Origin of the sequence: Actinomyces sp. zg-332, from assembly GCF_011751945.2 — a bacterium.
Classification (GTDB): domain Bacteria; phylum Actinomycetota; class Actinomycetes; order Actinomycetales; family Actinomycetaceae; genus ZJ293.
Window position 1 is genome coordinate 1,104,986 of sequence record NZ_CP064951.1, and the last position, 20,162, is coordinate 1,125,147.

Here is a 20,162-nt window from a genome sequence, read left to right on the forward strand (position 1 = left end):
TTTTGCATTAGTTACTATTTTCTTTGTAATTTTCATAAAACTCATCTGTTTCCCTCTACTTTCTTCTATTTTTAAACACTTCTCCTAAGCTAAAAGAGTGTTCAGAGTCTGTAATAAATGAAAAATATCAATTTTATTAAATGTATTAAGTTCACATATAACTTTATATTTTTTGCATGCACTCATTCTTCCCCTAAGAATGATGAAGTAAATTCTAGCTTGATATTATTTCGTGTCGTTTTTTAGAGAAGCAAACTTAATACTACTGTTATAAATCTTAATATTTTCGTTACATTTTTTTCTTTCCAAAAACCCTGTTTTTTCAACAAGACACGCACAATATAAAAATGTTCCAGAAAACAAATAATTAAATTTTGTTAATTTATCCAATATGACTAGATGGTGTATAAAAAGCAAACAAACAAAGCCCGAAATACTAAAAAACGCCCGAAATATAGAAGTATTTACCATTTTATAAGAATAAAAATACTCTAAAATGTCACAGTAAAACTGGTACTTTTCCCCTGTTTTTCAAGAAATAAGTAGAGCACAAAAGCTTTTATCTATGTTATAGATTTTTAATAAATATAAACATAATTCTATTTTTTACCTTGAAGGTAACAAAAATTATCTAATAAAATTCCGTATTTTTATTACTTTATGATAAAGAAATAACTAGCATTTAGTGAAAACAAAAACTATAAAACTTATAAAATATAAACGTTATTCAAATTATCAATATCAAATATTTACTAAATTAAGAGAGCCTTAACAGTTAAGATTTTTTATTCATTAACTATAAAAAGGGTGTAAGATGTTCACCCTTTTCATAAAAATTCTAAATCACAAATTTATTTGACTACTCAAAGGTGTAGGATTACCGAACCTGTGATTTGTAATAGATACTGCTTGCTCATGGACAAATGGTAATGACTCAATTCTACCGTTGAAAGTAACCTCGCCATGCCATATTGCTACATCTGTAATATTTTCATTAGGAATTTCTTTACACAGTGTTTCGATATCTCCACCAATTAGGCGTATGCGAGCATCAAAGCCTGCCTTAGAACTCCAAAATGTAAGCCACTTATAAAAATCTTCTTCACTATGTTGTATAACTTCAACACCATGAGAAATAAGGAATTTTCGTATACTAACTTCAAGATTATCTTCAACAGAAACACTAATCTTAGCTCCTAAATTTAGTGCTGTAGCAGCCACAGCCAGCAATTGCCACTGTGCTTGCCCTTTAGACAAACGAATCAGAACATCCATAGGAAGATAACGTAAAATGTTTCTTTCAATCTGTAAGTTAGAAGGATCATGACCTATAAAAAACTCTTTACGAGCATAGCTATCAGAAGAAGATATTAAAGCTTTTGCATACTTGGTTCCCTCAGTCAATTCCTCAGCAACAGCCATAGCAGAAGCAATCACTGAAGAGCTCGTATATTTTCCTTCCCCATCATAACTACTAATTAGTTTGTTGGTTTTTTCGTCAAGTAAAGTATTGTAATCACGTTCAAAGCTACCCAAAGCAAACAGATATGACGGCCCACCCGCTTTAGTTCCATTACCAACACATGAGCGTTTCCAACCACCAAAAGGTTGACGTTGAACAATAGCTCCAGTGATACCACGATTGATGTAAATATTACCTGCCTGAACGTTTTCCAGCCAGTAGTTAATCTCTTGCGAATCTAACGAATGTAAACCAGCAGTCAAACCAAACTGAGTAGCATTTTGCAGCTTTACTGCTTCCTCCAAAGTGTCTACACGCATTACACCCAATATAGGACCAAAATACTCAGTCAAATGATATTGACTACCCTCTACTACGCCCGCTCTAACACCAGGAGACCACAACTTACCTGAGTCATCTAACTGATGAGGAGCCAAAGCCCAATGCTGACCATTTTCCACACTGGTTAGAGCGTGTAATAGCTTACCTGAAGCCTTAGATACAAGTGGCCCCATCTGAGTATCACTATCCCAAGGATAACCAACTTTAAGAGACCTAACGGCGTCTAAAAGCTGGTCATGGAAACGCTTAGAAGTTCCAACAGATCCTACTAAAATAACGGTAGAACAAGCTGAGCATTTTTGACCAGCGTGTCCAAAGGCAGAGTAGACCACGTCTTTTACAGCCAAGTCAATGTCTGCTTGAGGAGTGACTATAATTGAGTCCTTACCAGACGTTTCAGCAAGCAACCCTAAATCTGGACGCCAAGTTTTGAACAAGCGAGCAGTTTCAATACCACCAGTTAGTACTACCCTATCAACAAGCGGATTTTCAATGAGTTCACGACCCAAATCTCCCTCAGAAATATCAATTAATTGAACAAGATCACGGTCGATTCCAGCTTCCCATAAAATCTCAGCCAAAACAGCACCAACACGAGATGACTGAGGAGCTGGTTTGAATATAACACCTGAACCACTAGCTAGTGCAGCAACAATTCCTCCAAGAGGTATAGCTATAGGGAAGTTCCACGGAGTAATAACGGCAACAACTTTTGATGGAACAAAGACTGCTCCATCTAATTTATCAAGTTCTTTAGCTTGTTCAGCGTAATAGTGGGCAAAATCCACAGCTTCAGAAACTTCAATATCAGCCTGTTCAACAGTTTTACCAGCCTCACAGCCAGCAACTTCAATTAGCTTCCCACGATTCAAACTCAAAGCAACACCAAGCTTATGTAAAATGTCTGAACGCTCCTCGACGCTTCTGCCAGCCCATTTTTCACCAGCCTTAGCAACCTTTGAAACAATATCAGATAAAACTTGGCTATCTTCAACACGGCAAGCTTCGATTTCACTAATACCTAGCTTTGAGTCTTTCATTCGTGAAGTAATACCGTCAGCCCACTTCACATTAGCTGACAAAGATGGATCTGAATCAGGAGTGTTATTGAAAGTCCACTGTCCATTTTCGTCAGTCATAAGTTCTGTGAGTTCTTCTTCTGTTTCAGTCAAACGATTTTGTTGTCTACGAGCAGTGGTTGGAATTTCAAAAGCCTTACTCAAAGCTTTATGGAAACGCTGCTTTTCCCTATTTAAAACTGTTTCATTTGAGTTAAGTTCAAACAAAGATGACATAAAGTTTGCTGATGAGGCATTTTCCTCTAGTCTTCTAACAAGGTAAGCAATAGCCACATCGTATTCTTTAGGATTTACAACAGGAACGTAAAACAATACGGAGCCAACGTCTTCTTTTATGGCCTTAGCTTGAGTTGATGCCATTCCTGCAAGCATTTCAAACTCTACTCCGCCAGTTTGGAAAACTCCTCGTTTCTTAGCTAATTCATAAGCAAAAGCGACAGTAAACAAATTCATACCTGCGACACCAATACGCACATTTTTAGTGTGTTCTGGTCTCAAAGCCCAATCTAACACACGTATATAATTAGCATCAGTGCTTTCCTTGTCAGGTTGCGTAACAAGTTCCCAACCATGAATTATAGCGTCGACTCGTTCCATAGATAAATTAGCGCCCTTTACAACACGAACTTTGATCGGAGCTCCACCACGTGAAACCCTCTCACTAGCCCATGCTTGCAAATCTTTCATAGCGTCTAAAGCGTCAGGCAGATAGGCTTGTAAAACAATTCCAGCACTTAAGTTCAAAAATTCAGGACGAGAAAGAATACGCTTGAACACATCAATAGTTAAGTGAAGATCGTTATATTCTTCCATATCTAAATTGATAAACTTTTTAGTTTCATAAGAATTAGCGCGTTCATACAAAGGTAAAAGAGCATTAGTTGCGTATTCTACGGCATTACTATATGCCCACTTATTATGCGGACCAATAACTGCTGAAACTTTAATGGAAACATACTCAACATCATCACGTTCAAGCAATCTCATAGTATCTTTTAGGCGTTTTGAAGCTTCTTTTTCACCCAAAACAGCTTCACCTAGTAAGTTCATATTCAGTCTAGCACCCTGTGATTTCAACTTAGCAATAGCTTTCGTTAGGTTATTGCCATGCGCGTCTAATACGAGGTCACCTAATAGTGAACGAAACATTTTCCTAGCAACAGGAACAGAAATACTCGGAACAATTGGAGCTAATCTCCCGCCAAGCAACAAAGGAATTCGCAAATAGGGAGGAAGGAAATCGTTAGGTTCTTTTGAAAGACGAGCAATACTATCAGCTGCTACCTTTAAATCCTCAGGGCGAATAACACGGTCAACAAAATCAACAGTAAACTCTAGCCCGTTTGGACTTTTTAAAACTCTGGATAAAAGTTCAGCAACACGGTCATCAGGATAAGCACTTGAACGCTCAAGCCATTTCATAGCTCTTTCAACAGCTAAGTCACCAATTTCTTCATAATTAACTTCCATGTTAAACATGAGCTCTCCCTTTTATTTGAATAATCGACAGGTACTTTATATATTCGTATAAAAGTATCGATATTCAGACGCTACAGTAGTTTATTCTTATAGGTATTCTGCACTGAATACTTTGAACTGTTACATCAATTAATGGTAAGTACTTTTAAGTATCTTTACAAACTTCAGATTTCTTCAAAAATACTTCTCATTCAAAATAATAAAGGAGTTTTTAAGTTTCAAAACCCGTAAATATTTCATTTACATATCATTTTTAAAATGCTTTTCTTGTAGTACTTTTACATTGTTTTGAACCACAAAGTTGTTTTCCTTACAAAAGCAAACATTTTAAAATATAAACTACATATTCACACAAATAAAACAGCTTTTAAATACTTTCATTTTGATAACTTTTTCAACATTTATATAACTATTTTTATAATAATTTTTTGCCGGTAGTGTGCTTAAAATCACCTAAAATTTAAGTACTTTATACCTAATTCTAAACAAGAAAGTGGCAAAGTAAGTGTGCAACATGTGGGTATAAAATTAGGTACAGTCGACCCATATTCCCGAAACAGATTTTGAATTATATCTGCAGTTTATACTTAGTTAAGCAACTTGTCGTATTGGTTTTAGACTACGATAAACCTTATAAGCTCTGCTGTAGTGAGTAAACAATCAAAGCACAAGCATAAGCATCAGAGTCAGCCCTATGATGTTCGAGATGATAATCCGGAGCACACACTTTTACTACAGTTGGAAGTTTATAATTTGCAAGGCCAGGTATCATTCTACGAGCAGTGTAGTATGTGCAGTAGAATTTCTTAGGCAAAGTCTCAGTGCCATAATACTCATCAAGATGACGCCATACAGCAGAATCAAAAGAAGCGTTATGAGCATATACAGGCAGATCTCCCACAAACTCTTGCACTTTATACGCTATTTCCTCCCAATAAGGAGCCTGCCGTGTATCTTCAAAATCTATTCCATGCAAGTAAGTAAATTCGAAGTAAGAGTATTCTTCTGGAGGTTTAATGAGGGTCGTATACTTATCAATAACTCGCCCATTTTCAACTTTTACAAGTGCAATTTGGCAAGCTGAAACCCTCTGCGTATTAGCAGTCTCAAAGTCAACAGCCACAAAGCTAGGCGAAGCTAATTCTTCAGCCAATGGTATAAAACGGGGCTTATTTGATTTTTTACTTTTAGAATGGTTGAAATACACGCGCATGACTGTTTTCCCTGTGGATACTCTAGCTAGTTTAGGGTTCTGCTCCTTTTCCTTTTGCTCTACTTCAATTAGATTTCTCCAACTATCATTATAAAGCTTAGAATCCATACCTTTAGTTTTAGCGACAAGTTCTCTAGCCTTAGCAAGACGTTTGTGTAAAGAAATGCGATAATCACTGCGGTAAGGTTTAATATCATAGTCCAGCCACTTTTGTATCGTTTGTACTTCTTCTTCATAAGCTTTGAGCTTATGTTGAATTATAGCCACTTGAATCACATAGTACTCCATAGCATTATCACTATTGGACAAGGCTACTTGTACCATAGATTTCATACAACCTTTAGCTATTTCTAAGGCTTCTTCAAGCTTTCCTTCACGTTTCAGTTCAGCGATTTCATCCACCCATATTTACCCCAATTTTCAGTAGATTCTATCCAAATTTTAGTATTTTTTTACGTATTTAAAGTAATTGGTGATATATGAAAATTGTTTACCTAGTATTTTAGATAATCTTCCATAAGGAAATAAATTATTTTTAATATTGGGAAGTAAGGCTTGAGGAATAGCATCAGCATATATCTTTTGTATAAGTTCTACAGACAGAGCAATAGCATCATTGTACGTCGTAACAAACAATTTTAGATTAGGTGAAATACTATCTTGAAATTTTGTGATATTCTTAACAGATAACGAATATTTCTTATAGTCACATGAGTTATATATCAACCATTCTCAAAAGTCCTGTTCTAAACATTTTCATGCTTACAGAATCTAAATCTATTTTAAATTCCTATCATGTGTATTTATAACTCAATATAAAACCATTTAAAACATTGTTGTATATCCTCCATATATCTAAAACCACTGTAAATATTTTATATTTATAAATAACTGTCGATTTGTTCAGGTTCCTTTATAATAATTTCTTTTAACCTTGGTTCTAGTCTTGACACTATTCCTGTAACTAACGCATTCCCCATCATAAAATATCTTTTCCTATTCGGCATCGTATTAGTCCAGTTAATAGGAAACATCTGTATTAATTCGCATTCTACAGGTGATAAAATCCTGTACTTTTTTATCCTCTCATCGTATATGATATGTGAAGATCTATTTAATGTACCCTCACTCGTTAACATGGTTCTTGCCGGCTCTTCTAAGTTATCAGGAAATGACATAGCCCCTTCCGAATAGAAATAAGAATGACCACTTTTTGACCTTCGCTCAACTTTTTTTGCGCCTTTTAAATATTTCCATCTCTCAATTTTTCCTTCATCAATAGTAATCTCTAAAATATTTGTGTTATAGTCTACAGCTTGATTAATAACTTCTTTTAGTAAATATTTTTCCTCTTCTATAGCAACAATACTAGCGTGACTTATAACACCATCAATCATAATTCCTGAATCTAAAAATTTACTATCAGCATAGTTGTTCGAAACATCAAGAGTACTTATATAACCATTCAAATCTATTTTTTTTACTTCACCAACAATATTAACAGGAAACTCCTGATTAAAAATATTAATTTCATTAAGATTACAATCACTATTTTTTATACTTTTAGTCCAACATAAAGATTTTTTATACGCAAAAATGAACACTCTTCTTCTTCTCTGTGGCATTCCGTAATCACCAGCATTTATTACTCTCCATTGAGCATCATATCCCAATTCATCAAGTGTTTTGAGCATTATAGCAAAATCTCTTCCACGTTTTACAGCTGGAGATTTTAATAGTCTATCTACATTTTCGAGTAGAACAAAAGGAGGTTTTTTTTCAGTCAATACGTCTTTAATATCCCAAAATAGGACACCTTTTTTACCTTCTATCCCTTTCTCATTAGCAACTGATCTTGCTACAGAATAATCTTGACAAGGAAATCCTCCTACCAACAACGAGTGTGAAGGTATATCTTTTTTATCAACTTTATTTATATCTTCGTTTGAATGATTCATAACCCCAAATCTTTTTATATAACAGTCAAAAGCATGCTGTGCTTTTGTTGACGGTTCATATTGATTTGCCCATACAAAATCCCAGTCACCTTTTTCGATTGCTTTTCCCTCTTCAGATAAAGACTTAATATGATTTAAACCTACTCTAAAACCTCCTACACCAGCAAATAATTCTGCTACTGTCAATTTCATTAAAATCTATCTCCTTCATACATCTTTAATAATATTGGCAATATAGTAGTTACTTAACCAAAAACACTGATGCGTCATTTTATCACCATTTGGTAATTCATCCATATCTATGTCACTACCATTACCGTATCTTATTCCTTTGATTATGTAAGCACTTTTGGCAGAGTGTGGTCTGAGATGAAAAATTTCATTGTCAGATTTCTTTGGTAAATCGTTCAAAACTCTCTGTCTACCATTACTGTCACACGTTATAGTAAATTCTACCCCAGATGAGATTTTATTCTTATATGCTTCCCATTCTTTTTTACCTGTAGTTTCTAACTCCTGTATTGGCATATTCCAAAACTTAGACCCTTTCAAGATATATTCTCCATGCTCATTTTCTTTAAAAACAATAAAGAGAAATCTAGTACTTGCAAAATAATCATATGTATAAGAATCGCAAAATTCTTTAGTTACAAAATCTTTTAAAGTTATTTTAGGAAAAGACATACTCTCACGGGGAATCCCATTTCTTTTGACTCGAATTGTTTTAATAACTATATTAGCTTTGGCGAATTCTTCTGAGTTATCTGTATTAACACCCAGTATTTTATTAACTAATAGTTTATTTTTTTGTTTAGAATTTGTTACAGTAAATGCGTTATATAAATCTTTATCACTTCTGCCAATATAAGTTTTAATCTTGTCTATTACTTTTCCGTCAAAATCTCCATATTCTAATTCTTCTTCAGTAAATATAGAATCATAGCTCATCAATCCGGGTTGTACATAGTTATTTAAAATATAAGTCATATATGATTGTTTAAGTGAAAATGCTCTTCTCTTAGCTTTGATTTTACTGTTATAATATTGCGGTTGTAAACTTCTATCGGCAGTCGCCCCTTTTGTACATGCACCCAAATATTTTGTATCGCTCTCAGACAAATTATGGGCATTACCAGATTTTATCTTACCCACAATAATCTTATAGTCATCTAAAATTATTTTTAAATCTTTTGCACATACTTTCGAATATATGTCATACAAATTTACAAAATCAATATTATATGCAGTTCTCTCTTGACCTTTTATTCTATAATACCAAATCATTAAAATATTTTTAATTTTTTGTTCTAAATAAGATCCTGTAAAATCTAAATCTATAGATTTATTATTAGGAATCATAGTAATAACTAGCCTTTCACCAGCTTTAACTCCCTTTTTGCTTTTCTCATATGGCGTAACTTTCAACTCTAATCCAACTTTTTTAAAATCAGGACTAGAAATATTATTCGGCTTATAAAGAAAATAGTATTCTTCCAATAGATTCCCTAAACTACCTTTGTTCCTAGGGTTGTTATAGTGCAATATTTTTTCTGATAATTCTTCATCTTTGAAAAAATTAGATAAGATATCTGCAAAACTTAGACCTACTAGTTCTTGAGAATAACGCAGTATATCTTTTATACTTGTATCATCATAAGGTAAGCCTTCTTTTTCCATAGTTAAGTCACCTATTTATTTTTCAATACCAACAAATATTTTGTACACAATGCTATAAACTAAGATAACAAAATTTGTAGCTTCCATATTTCACAAAGTAAACATAAGATTACTAAGAATATACTACTATATACCAAAATACATATACCAGTGTAGTTTAAATAATTTTCACAAAAATACGTATAGCCGAAATGGAATAAACAGTTATTTAATATCATTTTGTAACTACTAGTTAAAATAATTTTAGTACCATCAAGTTAAAGTACTTAAGTTATAATTGTTCGTTATTATTTCTAAATATTTTCATCTTCACAACTTAAGATACCATATACTACCCCATGCATTGAATATTTCTCCACTACCTTATAAGCAAATAATTGTTTCACTTTCCCATTTTTATTTTATTGTTATAGTCTACAAAGCAGATGCTGAGTTACCAGAATATATTTTCGTAAGTATACAATTTCTAATTTCACTTACTTCTTTTATGGCTCACTAATGCTAATTTATTTTGTCTTCTACTGTTGAGGGAAAGTAAATACGCTGTCGTGCTGTTCACTTCCACTAAAAGTTATAATAGTGTAGCCGTTTTTTGACTCAACTTTAACTTTTCCTCTGTCACCATCATCAGCAACATAAACATCAAACATTTGTGGTTTATACACACGATAATGAGCTGAGCCAAACAAATAAGGTGAACCAATTTCATGTACTACAGCAAGGTCACCACGATAAACTTCTCGCTCAGAATAATCCGCACGGTAAGCAAGAAAAAATAGGAATAAAACAGCAGTCTCAACTGTGGTAATCAGAGTCACTAAAGCAATCAGAAGTTTCTTTTTCATAACAGTTGTCTACTTCCCGTATAAAGGTATGCGATAGTTTTAGTTTATGCTGATTCGTTAAACTCTGCTACAAAACCAGCATTCACTACAATAATGGTTAACTCGTTTTACTATAAGCCCTAAAATCAATCCCACTTACCTACTCTACACTACTCAATACCGTATATCCGTTTCAAAGCAAAAGATTTTTATTTATTACACGATGGATAATTCATCTAATTTATGCTTATTAGATTTTACCTAACCTAGTTCCAATTATTTTAAATCAAATACCTTTTTTAAATCTTGAATCAGAGAGTGACAATATTTTTCTAGTTCCTTTTTGTCTAATTTATCTATCTTCTTAAATCCAGCTCCTCCTATAACTCCTCTGAATTTTTTAATTAGTTTCTTTGTAAAACCATATTTTCGAATATAGTCGAATTTTTGCTCATCAGATAATGATTTTTCTATTAATTCGTCTAATGTGCTTTTATTCCTAGAATACAAAATCTCATTAATATCTTCTTTATATTCGTCAATAAATTGCACTTTTTTTCTAGCAAACTCTTCATCTGTCATATCATTAATCAATAAATCTTTTTCAAATGTATAACACTCTAACATACAGTATTTAGTTACAATTATTCTATTATGTAAATCTTTTTCTTTTACTTCTTTATCAACTTTAATCATTTCTTCTATAGCTTTTTCTTTTATCTTTTCAGATTCGCCACCATCTGAATCTATAATAAATACACTTTTAGAATTTGTATTAATATACTTTAATAAGCTACAATTTACAGCCATTTCTAGTTTATTTACACCACTCATAGTCATAAATTTCGAACTATAACTTTTTCCAAATATTGTATTAACCAGACATTCGTATGCTTTCTGATCGTCTTTACCTTCAACAAAAATAATGTAGTCTTTTCCTAAAAGATAGGTTACATCATAGCCTAGTATTTTCATTGCTTCTAAGCTAGAGCCAATCGGACGAATTTTACTAACTGGCAATGGGCGTTTTGTTTTCTTATCTCTATAAACTTCGTAAAAAGAACCTTTTTTAAAACTTATAATCGACATATGAGAGTGTGTGGTTACAAAAACTTGATTTTCTTTTGCAATACCACAAATAAGTTTTGACATTTGTTTTTCTAATTTAGGGTAAAGATACAGTTCAGGTTCCTCTAGTAAAAATAAAACAGGTTCTGCTTCATCTTTCTGCATTTCTACCAGTGTTTGCAATAAAGCTATCTTATACATACTTCTAGTCCCAGAGCCAATTGACTGAAAGTCGATATTAGAATCTGTACCCGAAAACTTAAAATTTGTTTTTATACTTATATTTTCAAAAAATTGATTTGAAAATTGCCATTCAATTTCCACGTCATCATCGTATGATTCCTTAAAGTTTCTATTTAATTCGGTGGTTACCTTTTGTGCTTCAAATTGAATTCTTCTCAATAAATATTGATTAATCTGTGGAATTGATAGTTCGGAAATAGGGGTCTCCTCAATTATGTTATCTTCTAAATCTCTTTTAACATTCATATGTGGTAGTAACAAACTAAATAGTTTGTTAGTTGTGCTGTCTGTTTCCCCTAACCTTTCTTGATTGAAATTTCTTTCATCGCGCAAATAGGCGTACCTTGGTTGAATAGTATTTTTTATTTGTTCTATTTCTTTTTGACTTATTTTTATCTCTTTATTTTCTTTAAAGTCATATGTCGTTAAAAAGATTTCTTTTTCAATAGTCTTAGATTTCTTATTTTCAATAGTCTTAGATTTCTTATAAATTATATTAAAATATAATGATGTGCTATTTCTAGAAATACCCCACTCTTTTTTTATATTTTGTTTTAAATCATTTATGTATGACTTACTTTCAATATTTCTCGCTCTTCGACCTTTGGATTTTTCAAGTGCATTACTATACCATGGTGGTGTTTTCTCATCTATTTTTATATCATGCATAATTCTCTTAATTGAGAAATCATCAAAGTCTAATCCTACTCCTATAACAATTTCTGTTTCTTGTTCCTCATCTTTACTAAACCTAAAATCAGAATCTTTTACATCATATTCCCCAAGAAACGTCAAAATAGCAGATAATATAGAACTTTTACCTGAACTATTTTCCCCTATTAATCCTAGTGAATTAGAAATATTATTAATTTCCAATTTTTTAATGGAGCGATAGTTTTTAATTAATATCTTGTTTATCATATCAAAACTCCTAATATTTCACATAACTATTACAGAGATTGTTACAAACATCCTAAATAGACACATTCACAAGCCCATTTGTTTATTCCATCATTTCGAATAATTCAGAGAGTAAATCCATATTTCTCCCCATAAATATCCTCCGGTAGCCTCTTATCACTCCGTTGTGTTAGTCTACCGTCTCTAATGAAGTTTCATGACACTTATCAAAAACTTCACATAGATACCTATATTTAATATTATTGTAACCATTTCGTTATAAAATTTACATAAATTAAACCCAAAATTGGAAAAATTAAGGTAGATTAATCTATTAAATTATGTAAATATAAAAATTATTAAAAAGTTATTTTCATACAAAAAATATACATACAGTAAAACGCTAGCCGCTCTACTCAAGTGACTAGCGTTTCCTGTGTAAAACTACTCCCAAGTTTTACAACAAATAAGTAGCACAAAATAACTATCTCTAAAGCTTCAGAATGCTATTTACCTCAGAGTCTAGAACTCACAGATTTCACCAGTTCTACCTGCAACTATTCTTAGCCTCATTCCTAACCCTTACTATTTACAAGGCTTACTAGCCTTTTCACTACCTAAAATATATTCGTTTCCACTGGTAGCATCCATGCTTTTAGCTCTAATCACAGATTCTGCAAACTTATCATCTATTAATGCTCACACTTACAAGTGTTCGTATCAGTAACTATTACTATCATTCACAGGCTTCAATACTTATACTTACAATTATCCTCGCGCGACTACTAGCCTCACTTAGAACGAACTACTTTACATATTTGCAAAATAACTACTTACCAATATCAGGCTTAACTAAACACCATAGATTTCAACAATTCCACCTATTGATACTCAGTTTCACTAACCATAGTTACCATATTTTCATCTACGGCTATCGCAGTCTCGCACAGGCCCTTAGTCTCACTCGTGAGCTTAGCTACTCACACTTACCGTTATCCGAACATATAGCTCTTAACCTCGGCTCGTGGATTTTGCTACTCGTACATACCATCATTCATACTATGACTTTGTACAATTATTTTGTTAATTTTTACATCTAGTAGTACTAGGCTTACCTATTTTCACAAAATTCACTTATATAAGAAGATAAACAGATTTCATAACATCCCATTCTATCTTCTATCAGAAAAAATTGGAGAAACACCACAAATTTGTAGCTTACCCCAGGGCTATCCATAAAAAGCCTCCCACCAAAATGATGGAAGGCTTTTATAAACTTTTTACCTACCTACTGCCCCTTCAGTCAATAAGTATCGCTCGTGCAAAACTCGCTTAATTCAACAACTCCCTTTGGAACCTATTTTTCAGCTTTTTAGCACCAAAATAGCATCAGCAAGCCATTATTCACGCTCTCAAATCGCTAAAACCCACTGTTTTCAACAGTTTCACTACAGCGCGATATGTTCGTTACTACTACTCCCACTCAATGGTTGCTGGTGGCTTAGATGTACAGTCCAAAACTACCCTGTTCACATCTGGCACGTTGTTAGTAATCAAGTTTGAAATGTGTGCTAACAAGTCGTATGGCAAGCGTGACCAGTCAGCTGTCATTGCGTCTTCGCTGGAAACTGGACGCAATACAATTGGGTGTCCGTAAGTCCTGTGATCTCCTTGCACACCGACTGAACGTACATCGGCTAGTAACACAACTGGACATTGCCAAATTTGCCTGTCGAGGCCTGCTGCTGAGAGTTCTTCGCGTACAATCTTGTCGGCTGCTCGTAAAGTATCTAAGCGTTCACGTGTGATTTCTCCAACGATACGAATACCAAGCCCTGGTCCTGGGAATGGCTGACGCCAAACGATTGCTTCAGGTACTCCTAGTTCCAAGCCAACTGCTCGTACTTCATCTTTGAATAGCTCACGTAGTGGTTCGATTAGTTCAAACTGCATATCGTCTGGCAAGCCACCAACGTTGTGGTGTGATTTGATGTTTGAAGTTCCGCTTCCTCCACCTGATTCAACTACGTCAGGGTATAGCGTTCCTTGTACTAGGAATTTGACTTCTTTACCATCATTTCCAGCTTCATCTACGATGTCACGGGCTGCTTGTTCGAATACTCGAATGAATTCACGACCAATGATTTTGCGTTTTTCTTCAGGTTCAGTTACGCCTTTCAAAGCGTTCAAGAAACGTTCCTGTGCGTCTACTACAACTAGGTTTACTCCTGTTGCTTCAACGAAATCTTTTTCAACCTGTTCAACTTCACCAGCACGTAATAAACCGTGGTCAACGAATACACAAGTTAGCTGGTCACCAATAGCTTTTTGCACAAGAGCCGCAGCAACAGAGGAGTCAACACCACCAGACAGACCACATATCACACGAGCATCCCCTACTTTTTCACGGATTAGCTCTATTTGTGTATCAACGATTGAGTCAACTGTCCAGTCTGGAGCAATGTTTGCGCCTTCATATAGGAAGTTTTCGAGTGCTTTTTGTCCATATTCGCTGTGCTGTACTTCTAGGTGCCACTGTACACCGTATAATCGTTTTTCGTTGTTTTCAAAAGCGGCTACTGGGCTACCTTCTGAAACTGCGATTACATCAAAGCCTTCTGGCGCTTCTTGTACTGAGTCTCCGTGGCTCATCCATGTACTTTCTGTGCCTTCGTTGCCATGTAGCAACAAGTTTGATGAGCAAATCTGTACTTGTGTTTTTCCGTATTCACGTATCTTTGTCTCACCGACTTTACCGCCCATTGCCTTAGCCATTACTTGGAATCCGTAGCAAATACCTAGGACTGGGACTCCTGCTTCAAATAGGTCAGCTGAAATGTTTGGTGCGCCTTCTTCATATACTGATGATGGACCACCTGAAAGAATGATAGCGACTGGGTTTTTAGCTAGTATTTCTTCAACAGGCATTGTGTGTGGAACAATTTCAGAGTAAATGTGTGCTTCACGTACACGGCGTGCAATTAGTTGTGCGTATTGTGCACCAAAATCGACGACTAAAACAGGTGCATTTTTACCTGAGAATACTTTATTATCTGGCATTTACTTTCCCAATCAGTTACTTTTTCAAGATAAACATATATAGACTTCAATGATAACATTTTAGCTTATAGCTTCAAATATTTCGCTGTTTTTATTTAGGTATTTTCTTGGCCACATTTATGGGAAAAACTTTATACATAGCGCTTATTTGTCATTGTTCATTTATCTCATACACTTTGTATGCTTTTAAAACTTATTCATTTTGCCTGTTCACGTATTCTTATATTACTTTACAACTATGTTCAGCTGCTTCCCCTTATAATTTTATCGATATTAAAGTCGAGTACCATTACATAGTTTTGCCCAGCACTTACAAATATCATATAAGGAACAATAAAAAGCGTATACGCAAATATAGTCATGTAGTTTTGTGTGGTAATTCAATGCTTTCAGGAATTGTAGCTTCTAAACCATTTTTCAAATTACTAGCAAAGTCGATAAATATCTTGTTAAAAACAATCACATAAAACTACAGGCAATACTTAAACAGTACAAAGAGTAAAGTTCAATACATTAAGGTAAACGTTCCAAACACACAGAAAACATTATAGTTTACTAACAAAAACAATTTTATCTAAGTAGAATTGACTAGTTTTTACTACTCTGACAAAATTAGTTATATAGCCTTACTAACTCACTTGTATATGCAAAAGATATCGTGAATTGGACTCTTATGGTGCAGGACCTAATTGAAAACATTTGCAACTGCAGCAGCTTACTTTTCACTGAAAATAAAAAATAACAGGTATTAAAAGATTGAGGAAAAGCTATGAAAAGTCGTTTATCAGTCATAGCAAGTTTATCGACAGCGTTGTCGTTTGCATACTTATTTACAATACATCTAACTGTTCCTGACATTATTTGGGATAGCGTGCCTATGTCACTTCTGATTTTTGGTTATCCTGTATTAGTTGGCATAATTCTTTTAGGTTTTTCTCTAAAACACAAGGATAACAAAAGCATATTTTTAAGCATTACACATATTTTTTCTCCAATAATAGTAGGATTAATTTATGCTGCAATCTTTAATATAAGTCCGCTAGTTTTCTAAGTTTTACTGCAAATGTAATACTTTTAATGAAGCCCAAAGCTGATAAAACTAGTAATGTTTTAAAAATAAGTAATTCTTATAAAGCTGGTATAGATTAGTTTTAAATTACAACTTTTTGTAAATACTACATAACTTTTCATACCAGCTTTGTCATTTCTTTTAGAAAGCTTATTAGATTTTAAGAAACTACTATCCCTCGCACAAAATCAAGATAGAAAAGATATCTTAAAAGTGACATAATGTTAGTAGATATTTAGAAGTGAAAATTTGAAGTTTCGGATACACAAAATGTTAATAAGAAAAGCAATACTTAGAGGAATTATTCCTTTGAGCATAATGACTGTATTATCAATAATAATGAGCTATCAGAAAATTGACCCGTTTCAGGTCAGAGGAACATTTCTAGTCGGTATTATAGGAGCTTCGGTGGCAGCTACCTCAGTAATATACGAAATTGAAAATTGGTCTTTACTTAAGCAATCAATCGTGCACTTCGTAATTATGACATTAACAGTATTTCCGTGCTTATTAGTAAGTGGTTGGTATAAGTTAAATACTTCTCTAGATTATCTGAAAGTATTTGGAATATTTTTGTTGGTAGGAATCGTGCTATGGAGTATTGCATACGTTGTTTTTGGTAAATTACTAGCCAAAAACTAGCATTTTGCCAACAGATAATATAACTAAACGATAAAGCAAAACTATCGTTTTATTATTCTCCTTTATACTCGTACTTTCGTGTAAGGCAAGTAAAACTTTTCTACAAAATCTCAAGCACTATCTAATAAGCAGATTTTATGCATTACCTTTGCATTACTTTGCAAAACTAAACGACGGCTTTCCCTAAAAAAAGAGCAATAAGCTAACTGCTAAAAAGCGTCAGTGACTCTTATACGCACCTACAAACAAGGTTTACTGTACTAGTCCGACAACTTCTGCCGTATTAACCGTAGCACTACCAGAATTATTGCGCCTGCACAGCTGTAACAATAATGGTATCGATGATATCTTGCACAGTAGCCCCACGAGATAAGTCATTAACCGGCTTATTCAATCCTTGTAAAATTGGGCCTATTGCTGGGATATTTGCCGATCTTTGGACTGCTTTATAGCATATATTGCCAGCAGTCAAATCTGGGAAAATCATAACATTTGCTTGCCCAGCAACTTTATCTTCAGGTAGTTTGATTGCAGCTACATTCTCATCGACTGCTGCGTCATATTGTATAGGACCTGTGAAATCAAAACTAACTTTTTCTTCTTCTAATATCTTGGCAACTCGCTTTATTTTTTCTACGTCTTCGCCTTTTCCTGAAGATCCTGTGGAGTACGAAAGTAAGGCAACTTTAGGTGTTATACTGAATTTTTCAGCTGTTTGTGCACTAGATTTAGCTATTTGTACTAATTGTTCAACATTTGGGTTAGGATTTACAGCACAGTCAGCATACACTAGTACTTCCTCATCAAAAACCATAAAGAAAACTGAGGATATAACTGAGGTTCCAACCGAAGTCTTTATTATTTGGAAAGCAGGAATTATAGTGTCAGCTGTTGTATGTACTGCCCCACATACAAGACCATCAGCTTGTCCATTATGAACCATCATTGTGGCAAAGTAACATTCGTTACTAATTTTTTCTCTAGCTTCTTCCAAAGTAATATTTTTTGTTTTCCGTAGCTCATAAAAGTCTTGAACGTATTCATCAAATAAAGAGTTGCCTTCAATGCTTACAATTTCAGCTTTACTCAAATCTATTTCGAGTTCGTTTGCACGAGCAAGAATTTTTTCTTCATACCCGAGCAATATAATATTAGCTATTTTGTTTTCTAAGATATAGCTAGTAGCTTGTAAAACTCTATCATCGTGGCTTTCAGGTAGCACTATTGTTTTCAAAGAACTCTTAGCTTTTTCAATAAGTTGAATTTGAAAGCTAGTTTTTTTGTAGTCAACCATAATAGAGCTCCAAAGGTAGAAGTAATATTGAAACTATTGTAGTTATGCTTCTTGGGTTTAATCCATATTTTTAGGGAATATTAAATGTTTCATTATAGGAAAGTTCCATAATGTTACACATGCGGTAGCAAAAACCTTACCTAGCATATAAGCCTGCCAATATACTTCAAAAAATTGAACAACGATAGCTGTAAATCCCATGTTAACTAGCAATAAGATTGCATATTTGATTATAGGAGCAACACTTTGCATACGATGTGAGAATGTGAAACGCATTTGTGTGAAGTATGCATAAACAGTAGATACCGCAAAGGCTATAATGGCGCTACTCCACGCTGATAATCCTAGAATTGATTTAAAGAAATATAGGGTTGAAAAATCAATTACAAAAGCACTTCCGCCAAAAAATAAGTATTTAAAAAGTGTTACTAATTGTGCTTTTTGGAGATTATCAGGCATCCGTACTCCTGTTTGAGATAACTTTAGATTCCAAAGCATCTACACGATTTTGCATAATAGCTAGTTCTTCAGTCAAAATTCTGCGTTCTTCTTCTATTTTACTTATATTTACTGCCTGCTGAATGGTTGTTATGACAAGGATAGTCATAACTCCTGTAAATACCATATTCGATGCGTAAGTAAAACCCAAGAAATGTGATATGTTATCAATGATTTTCGAAGGAAGTAGAAGTACTATTAGTGCAGAAATGTCTAAAAATAGCCAAAAGCTAACGTATTTTTCTTTAATTTTATGTGACCGTAGTAAAAGTATTAGAATTATTGCTAGTACTACTGTTAAAGCGAACAGTAAAATTTGATATATCACTATTTTATCTCCATTCTAGGAGAAATTATGGCTATGAATAAAGCAAGGATAGCTCTGAACAAAAATATTGCTGATTTTATAGGTGAATGTGAGGCGGTTCCTGCTATACGTTCATGCATAGCTACTGGAATTTGACCTATTTTCAAACCAGCCTTATGTGCGATACATAGCGCTTCAATGGTGTCCCCTAAATATTCAGCAGGGTAGGATTTCTTATAAAATTTTAGTGTTTTTGCTGAATATAGCTTGAATCCACTAGTTACATCGGTTAATTTCACTCCAGTTTGTATAGACAAAACTTTAGCTAAAAATAACATGGCAAACCAGCGCAAACCTCTAACTTTGTAGTTACCTTCTCCAGCAAATCTTGCTCCAATTACGATGTCTAGGTTTTGTTCAATCGCTTTATCTAACATTTGAGGAATATATTTAGGGTCATGCTGCCCATCTGAGTCAACTTGAACAGCCCAGCTGTAATTATTATTAACAGCGTATTTGAAACCTGTACGCATTGCTCCACCTACACCCAAGTTGATAGGTAAGTCTACAGTACACACGTTTAGTGAACGAGCAACACTAGAAGTATTATCATTAGAACAATCATTTACTACAAGTATGTCAGCATACGGAACTTTTTCACGGATAGTGTGAACAACTGTTGGTAATGACTTTTCTTCATTGAAAGCCGGTAATATGATTAGGATTTTTCCTATATCACTATATTTATCATTACAAGATTGTTTATCCATAACCTTACATAGATTCTTTCTAGTAATACATAATCTCTCAGCATTTTATCATAAAACTAAGTATTTACTGTAAATAGGTAATCCCTATAAATACAAGGATGAATTTATTTCATCTATTTTATATATCTTGTACCTACATAGCTATAAGAAGTAACAAAGAATAACTTATAAATCACTAAGGTATTTCAATCATTGTGTTATTTTACTTTGAAACTAAAAGAAATATGACATAATTGCTAACAAATATATAAAATTTTCAATAAATATTCCCTACTTA

At 33.7% G+C, this 20,162-nt stretch carries 13 protein-coding genes; 2 read left to right on the forward strand and 11 right to left on the reverse strand.

Translation table 11 applies throughout. The features are described 5' to 3' along the window. Nucleotides 1-843 precede the first annotated feature (843 nt). From HCQ94_RS04545 to guaA, 7 genes are all read right to left on the reverse strand, one after another. Entirely contained in the window at nucleotides 844-4,362 is a 3,519-nt protein-coding gene (locus tag HCQ94_RS04545; RefSeq protein WP_166982283.1) for a proline dehydrogenase family protein, read from the reverse strand. A 631-nt stretch (nucleotides 4,363-4,993) separates the two neighbouring features. Continuing rightward, on the reverse strand, nucleotides 4,994-5,977 hold the full coding sequence (locus tag HCQ94_RS06255) for a 3'-5' exonuclease (protein ID WP_232525707.1): 984 nt from the start codon (nucleotides 5,975-5,977) through the stop codon (nucleotides 4,994-4,996). Between the two features lie 479 nt (nucleotides 5,978-6,456). Further along, nucleotides 6,457-7,725 carry a DNA (cytosine-5-)-methyltransferase gene (dcm, locus tag HCQ94_RS04555; RefSeq protein ID WP_166982285.1) on the reverse strand — a complete coding sequence of 423 codons (1,269 nt, stop codon included), beginning with the start codon at nucleotides 7,723-7,725 and terminating at the stop codon, nucleotides 6,457-6,459. Nucleotides 7,726-7,740: 15 nt separating this feature from the next. After that, a complete protein-coding gene (locus tag HCQ94_RS04560; protein ID WP_166982287.1) occupies nucleotides 7,741-9,210 on the reverse strand; it encodes a Sau3AI family type II restriction endonuclease in 1,470 nt (489 codons plus the stop codon). Nucleotides 9,211-9,728: 518 nt separating this feature from the next. Further along, entirely contained in the window at nucleotides 9,729-10,055 is a 327-nt protein-coding gene (locus tag HCQ94_RS04565) for a hypothetical protein (protein ID WP_166982289.1), read from the reverse strand. A gap of 255 nt (nucleotides 10,056-10,310) precedes the next feature. Next, nucleotides 10,311-12,266: an ATP-dependent nuclease gene (locus tag HCQ94_RS04570; protein WP_166982291.1), complete on the reverse strand. Its 1,956-nt coding sequence runs from the start codon at nucleotides 12,264-12,266 to the stop codon at nucleotides 10,311-10,313. A gap of 1,452 nt (nucleotides 12,267-13,718) precedes the next feature. Further along, entirely contained in the window at nucleotides 13,719-15,305 is a 1,587-nt protein-coding gene (guaA, locus tag HCQ94_RS04575; RefSeq protein ID WP_166982293.1) for a glutamine-hydrolyzing GMP synthase, read from the reverse strand. 769 nt (nucleotides 15,306-16,074) lie between these two features. Between guaA and HCQ94_RS04580 the strand changes: the two genes are divergently transcribed. Together HCQ94_RS04580 and HCQ94_RS04585 are read left to right on the forward strand one after the other, a co-directional pair. Continuing rightward, on the forward strand, nucleotides 16,075-16,356 hold the full coding sequence (locus HCQ94_RS04580; protein ID WP_166982295.1) for a hypothetical protein: 282 nt from the start codon (nucleotides 16,075-16,077) through the stop codon (nucleotides 16,354-16,356). Between the two features lie 288 nt (nucleotides 16,357-16,644). Then, nucleotides 16,645-17,016 (forward strand): DUF3021 domain-containing protein, encoded by a 372-nt coding sequence (locus tag HCQ94_RS04585; protein WP_166982297.1) that lies wholly within the window; start codon nucleotides 16,645-16,647, stop codon nucleotides 17,014-17,016. A gap of 304 nt (nucleotides 17,017-17,320) precedes the next feature. On the opposite strand, the gene pta is transcribed toward HCQ94_RS04585, so the two are convergent. The 4 genes from pta to HCQ94_RS04605 are packed head-to-tail and all read right to left on the reverse strand — an operon-like array spanning nucleotide 17,321 to nucleotide 19,885. Beyond that, complete coding sequence (gene pta, locus HCQ94_RS04590) at nucleotides 17,321-18,310, reverse strand: phosphate acetyltransferase (RefSeq protein ID WP_166982299.1); 990 nt, start codon at nucleotides 18,308-18,310, stop codon at nucleotides 17,321-17,323. A 57-nt stretch (nucleotides 18,311-18,367) separates the two neighbouring features. After that, nucleotides 18,368-18,769, reverse strand: coding sequence for a GtrA family protein (locus HCQ94_RS04595; protein ID WP_166978727.1), 402 nt, complete (start codon nucleotides 18,767-18,769; stop codon nucleotides 18,368-18,370). Further along, on the reverse strand, nucleotides 18,762-19,136 hold the full coding sequence (locus HCQ94_RS04600; RefSeq protein ID WP_166978729.1) for a DUF2304 domain-containing protein: 375 nt from the start codon (nucleotides 19,134-19,136) through the stop codon (nucleotides 18,762-18,764). Before HCQ94_RS04600 ends, HCQ94_RS04595 begins: the two co-directional genes overlap by 8 nt. Then, nucleotides 19,136-19,885: a glycosyltransferase family 2 protein gene (locus tag HCQ94_RS04605; RefSeq protein ID WP_166982301.1), complete on the reverse strand. Its 750-nt coding sequence runs from the start codon at nucleotides 19,883-19,885 to the stop codon at nucleotides 19,136-19,138. The genes HCQ94_RS04600 and HCQ94_RS04605 overlap by 1 nt, the downstream gene beginning before the upstream one ends. Nucleotides 19,886-20,162 lie beyond the last annotated feature (277 nt).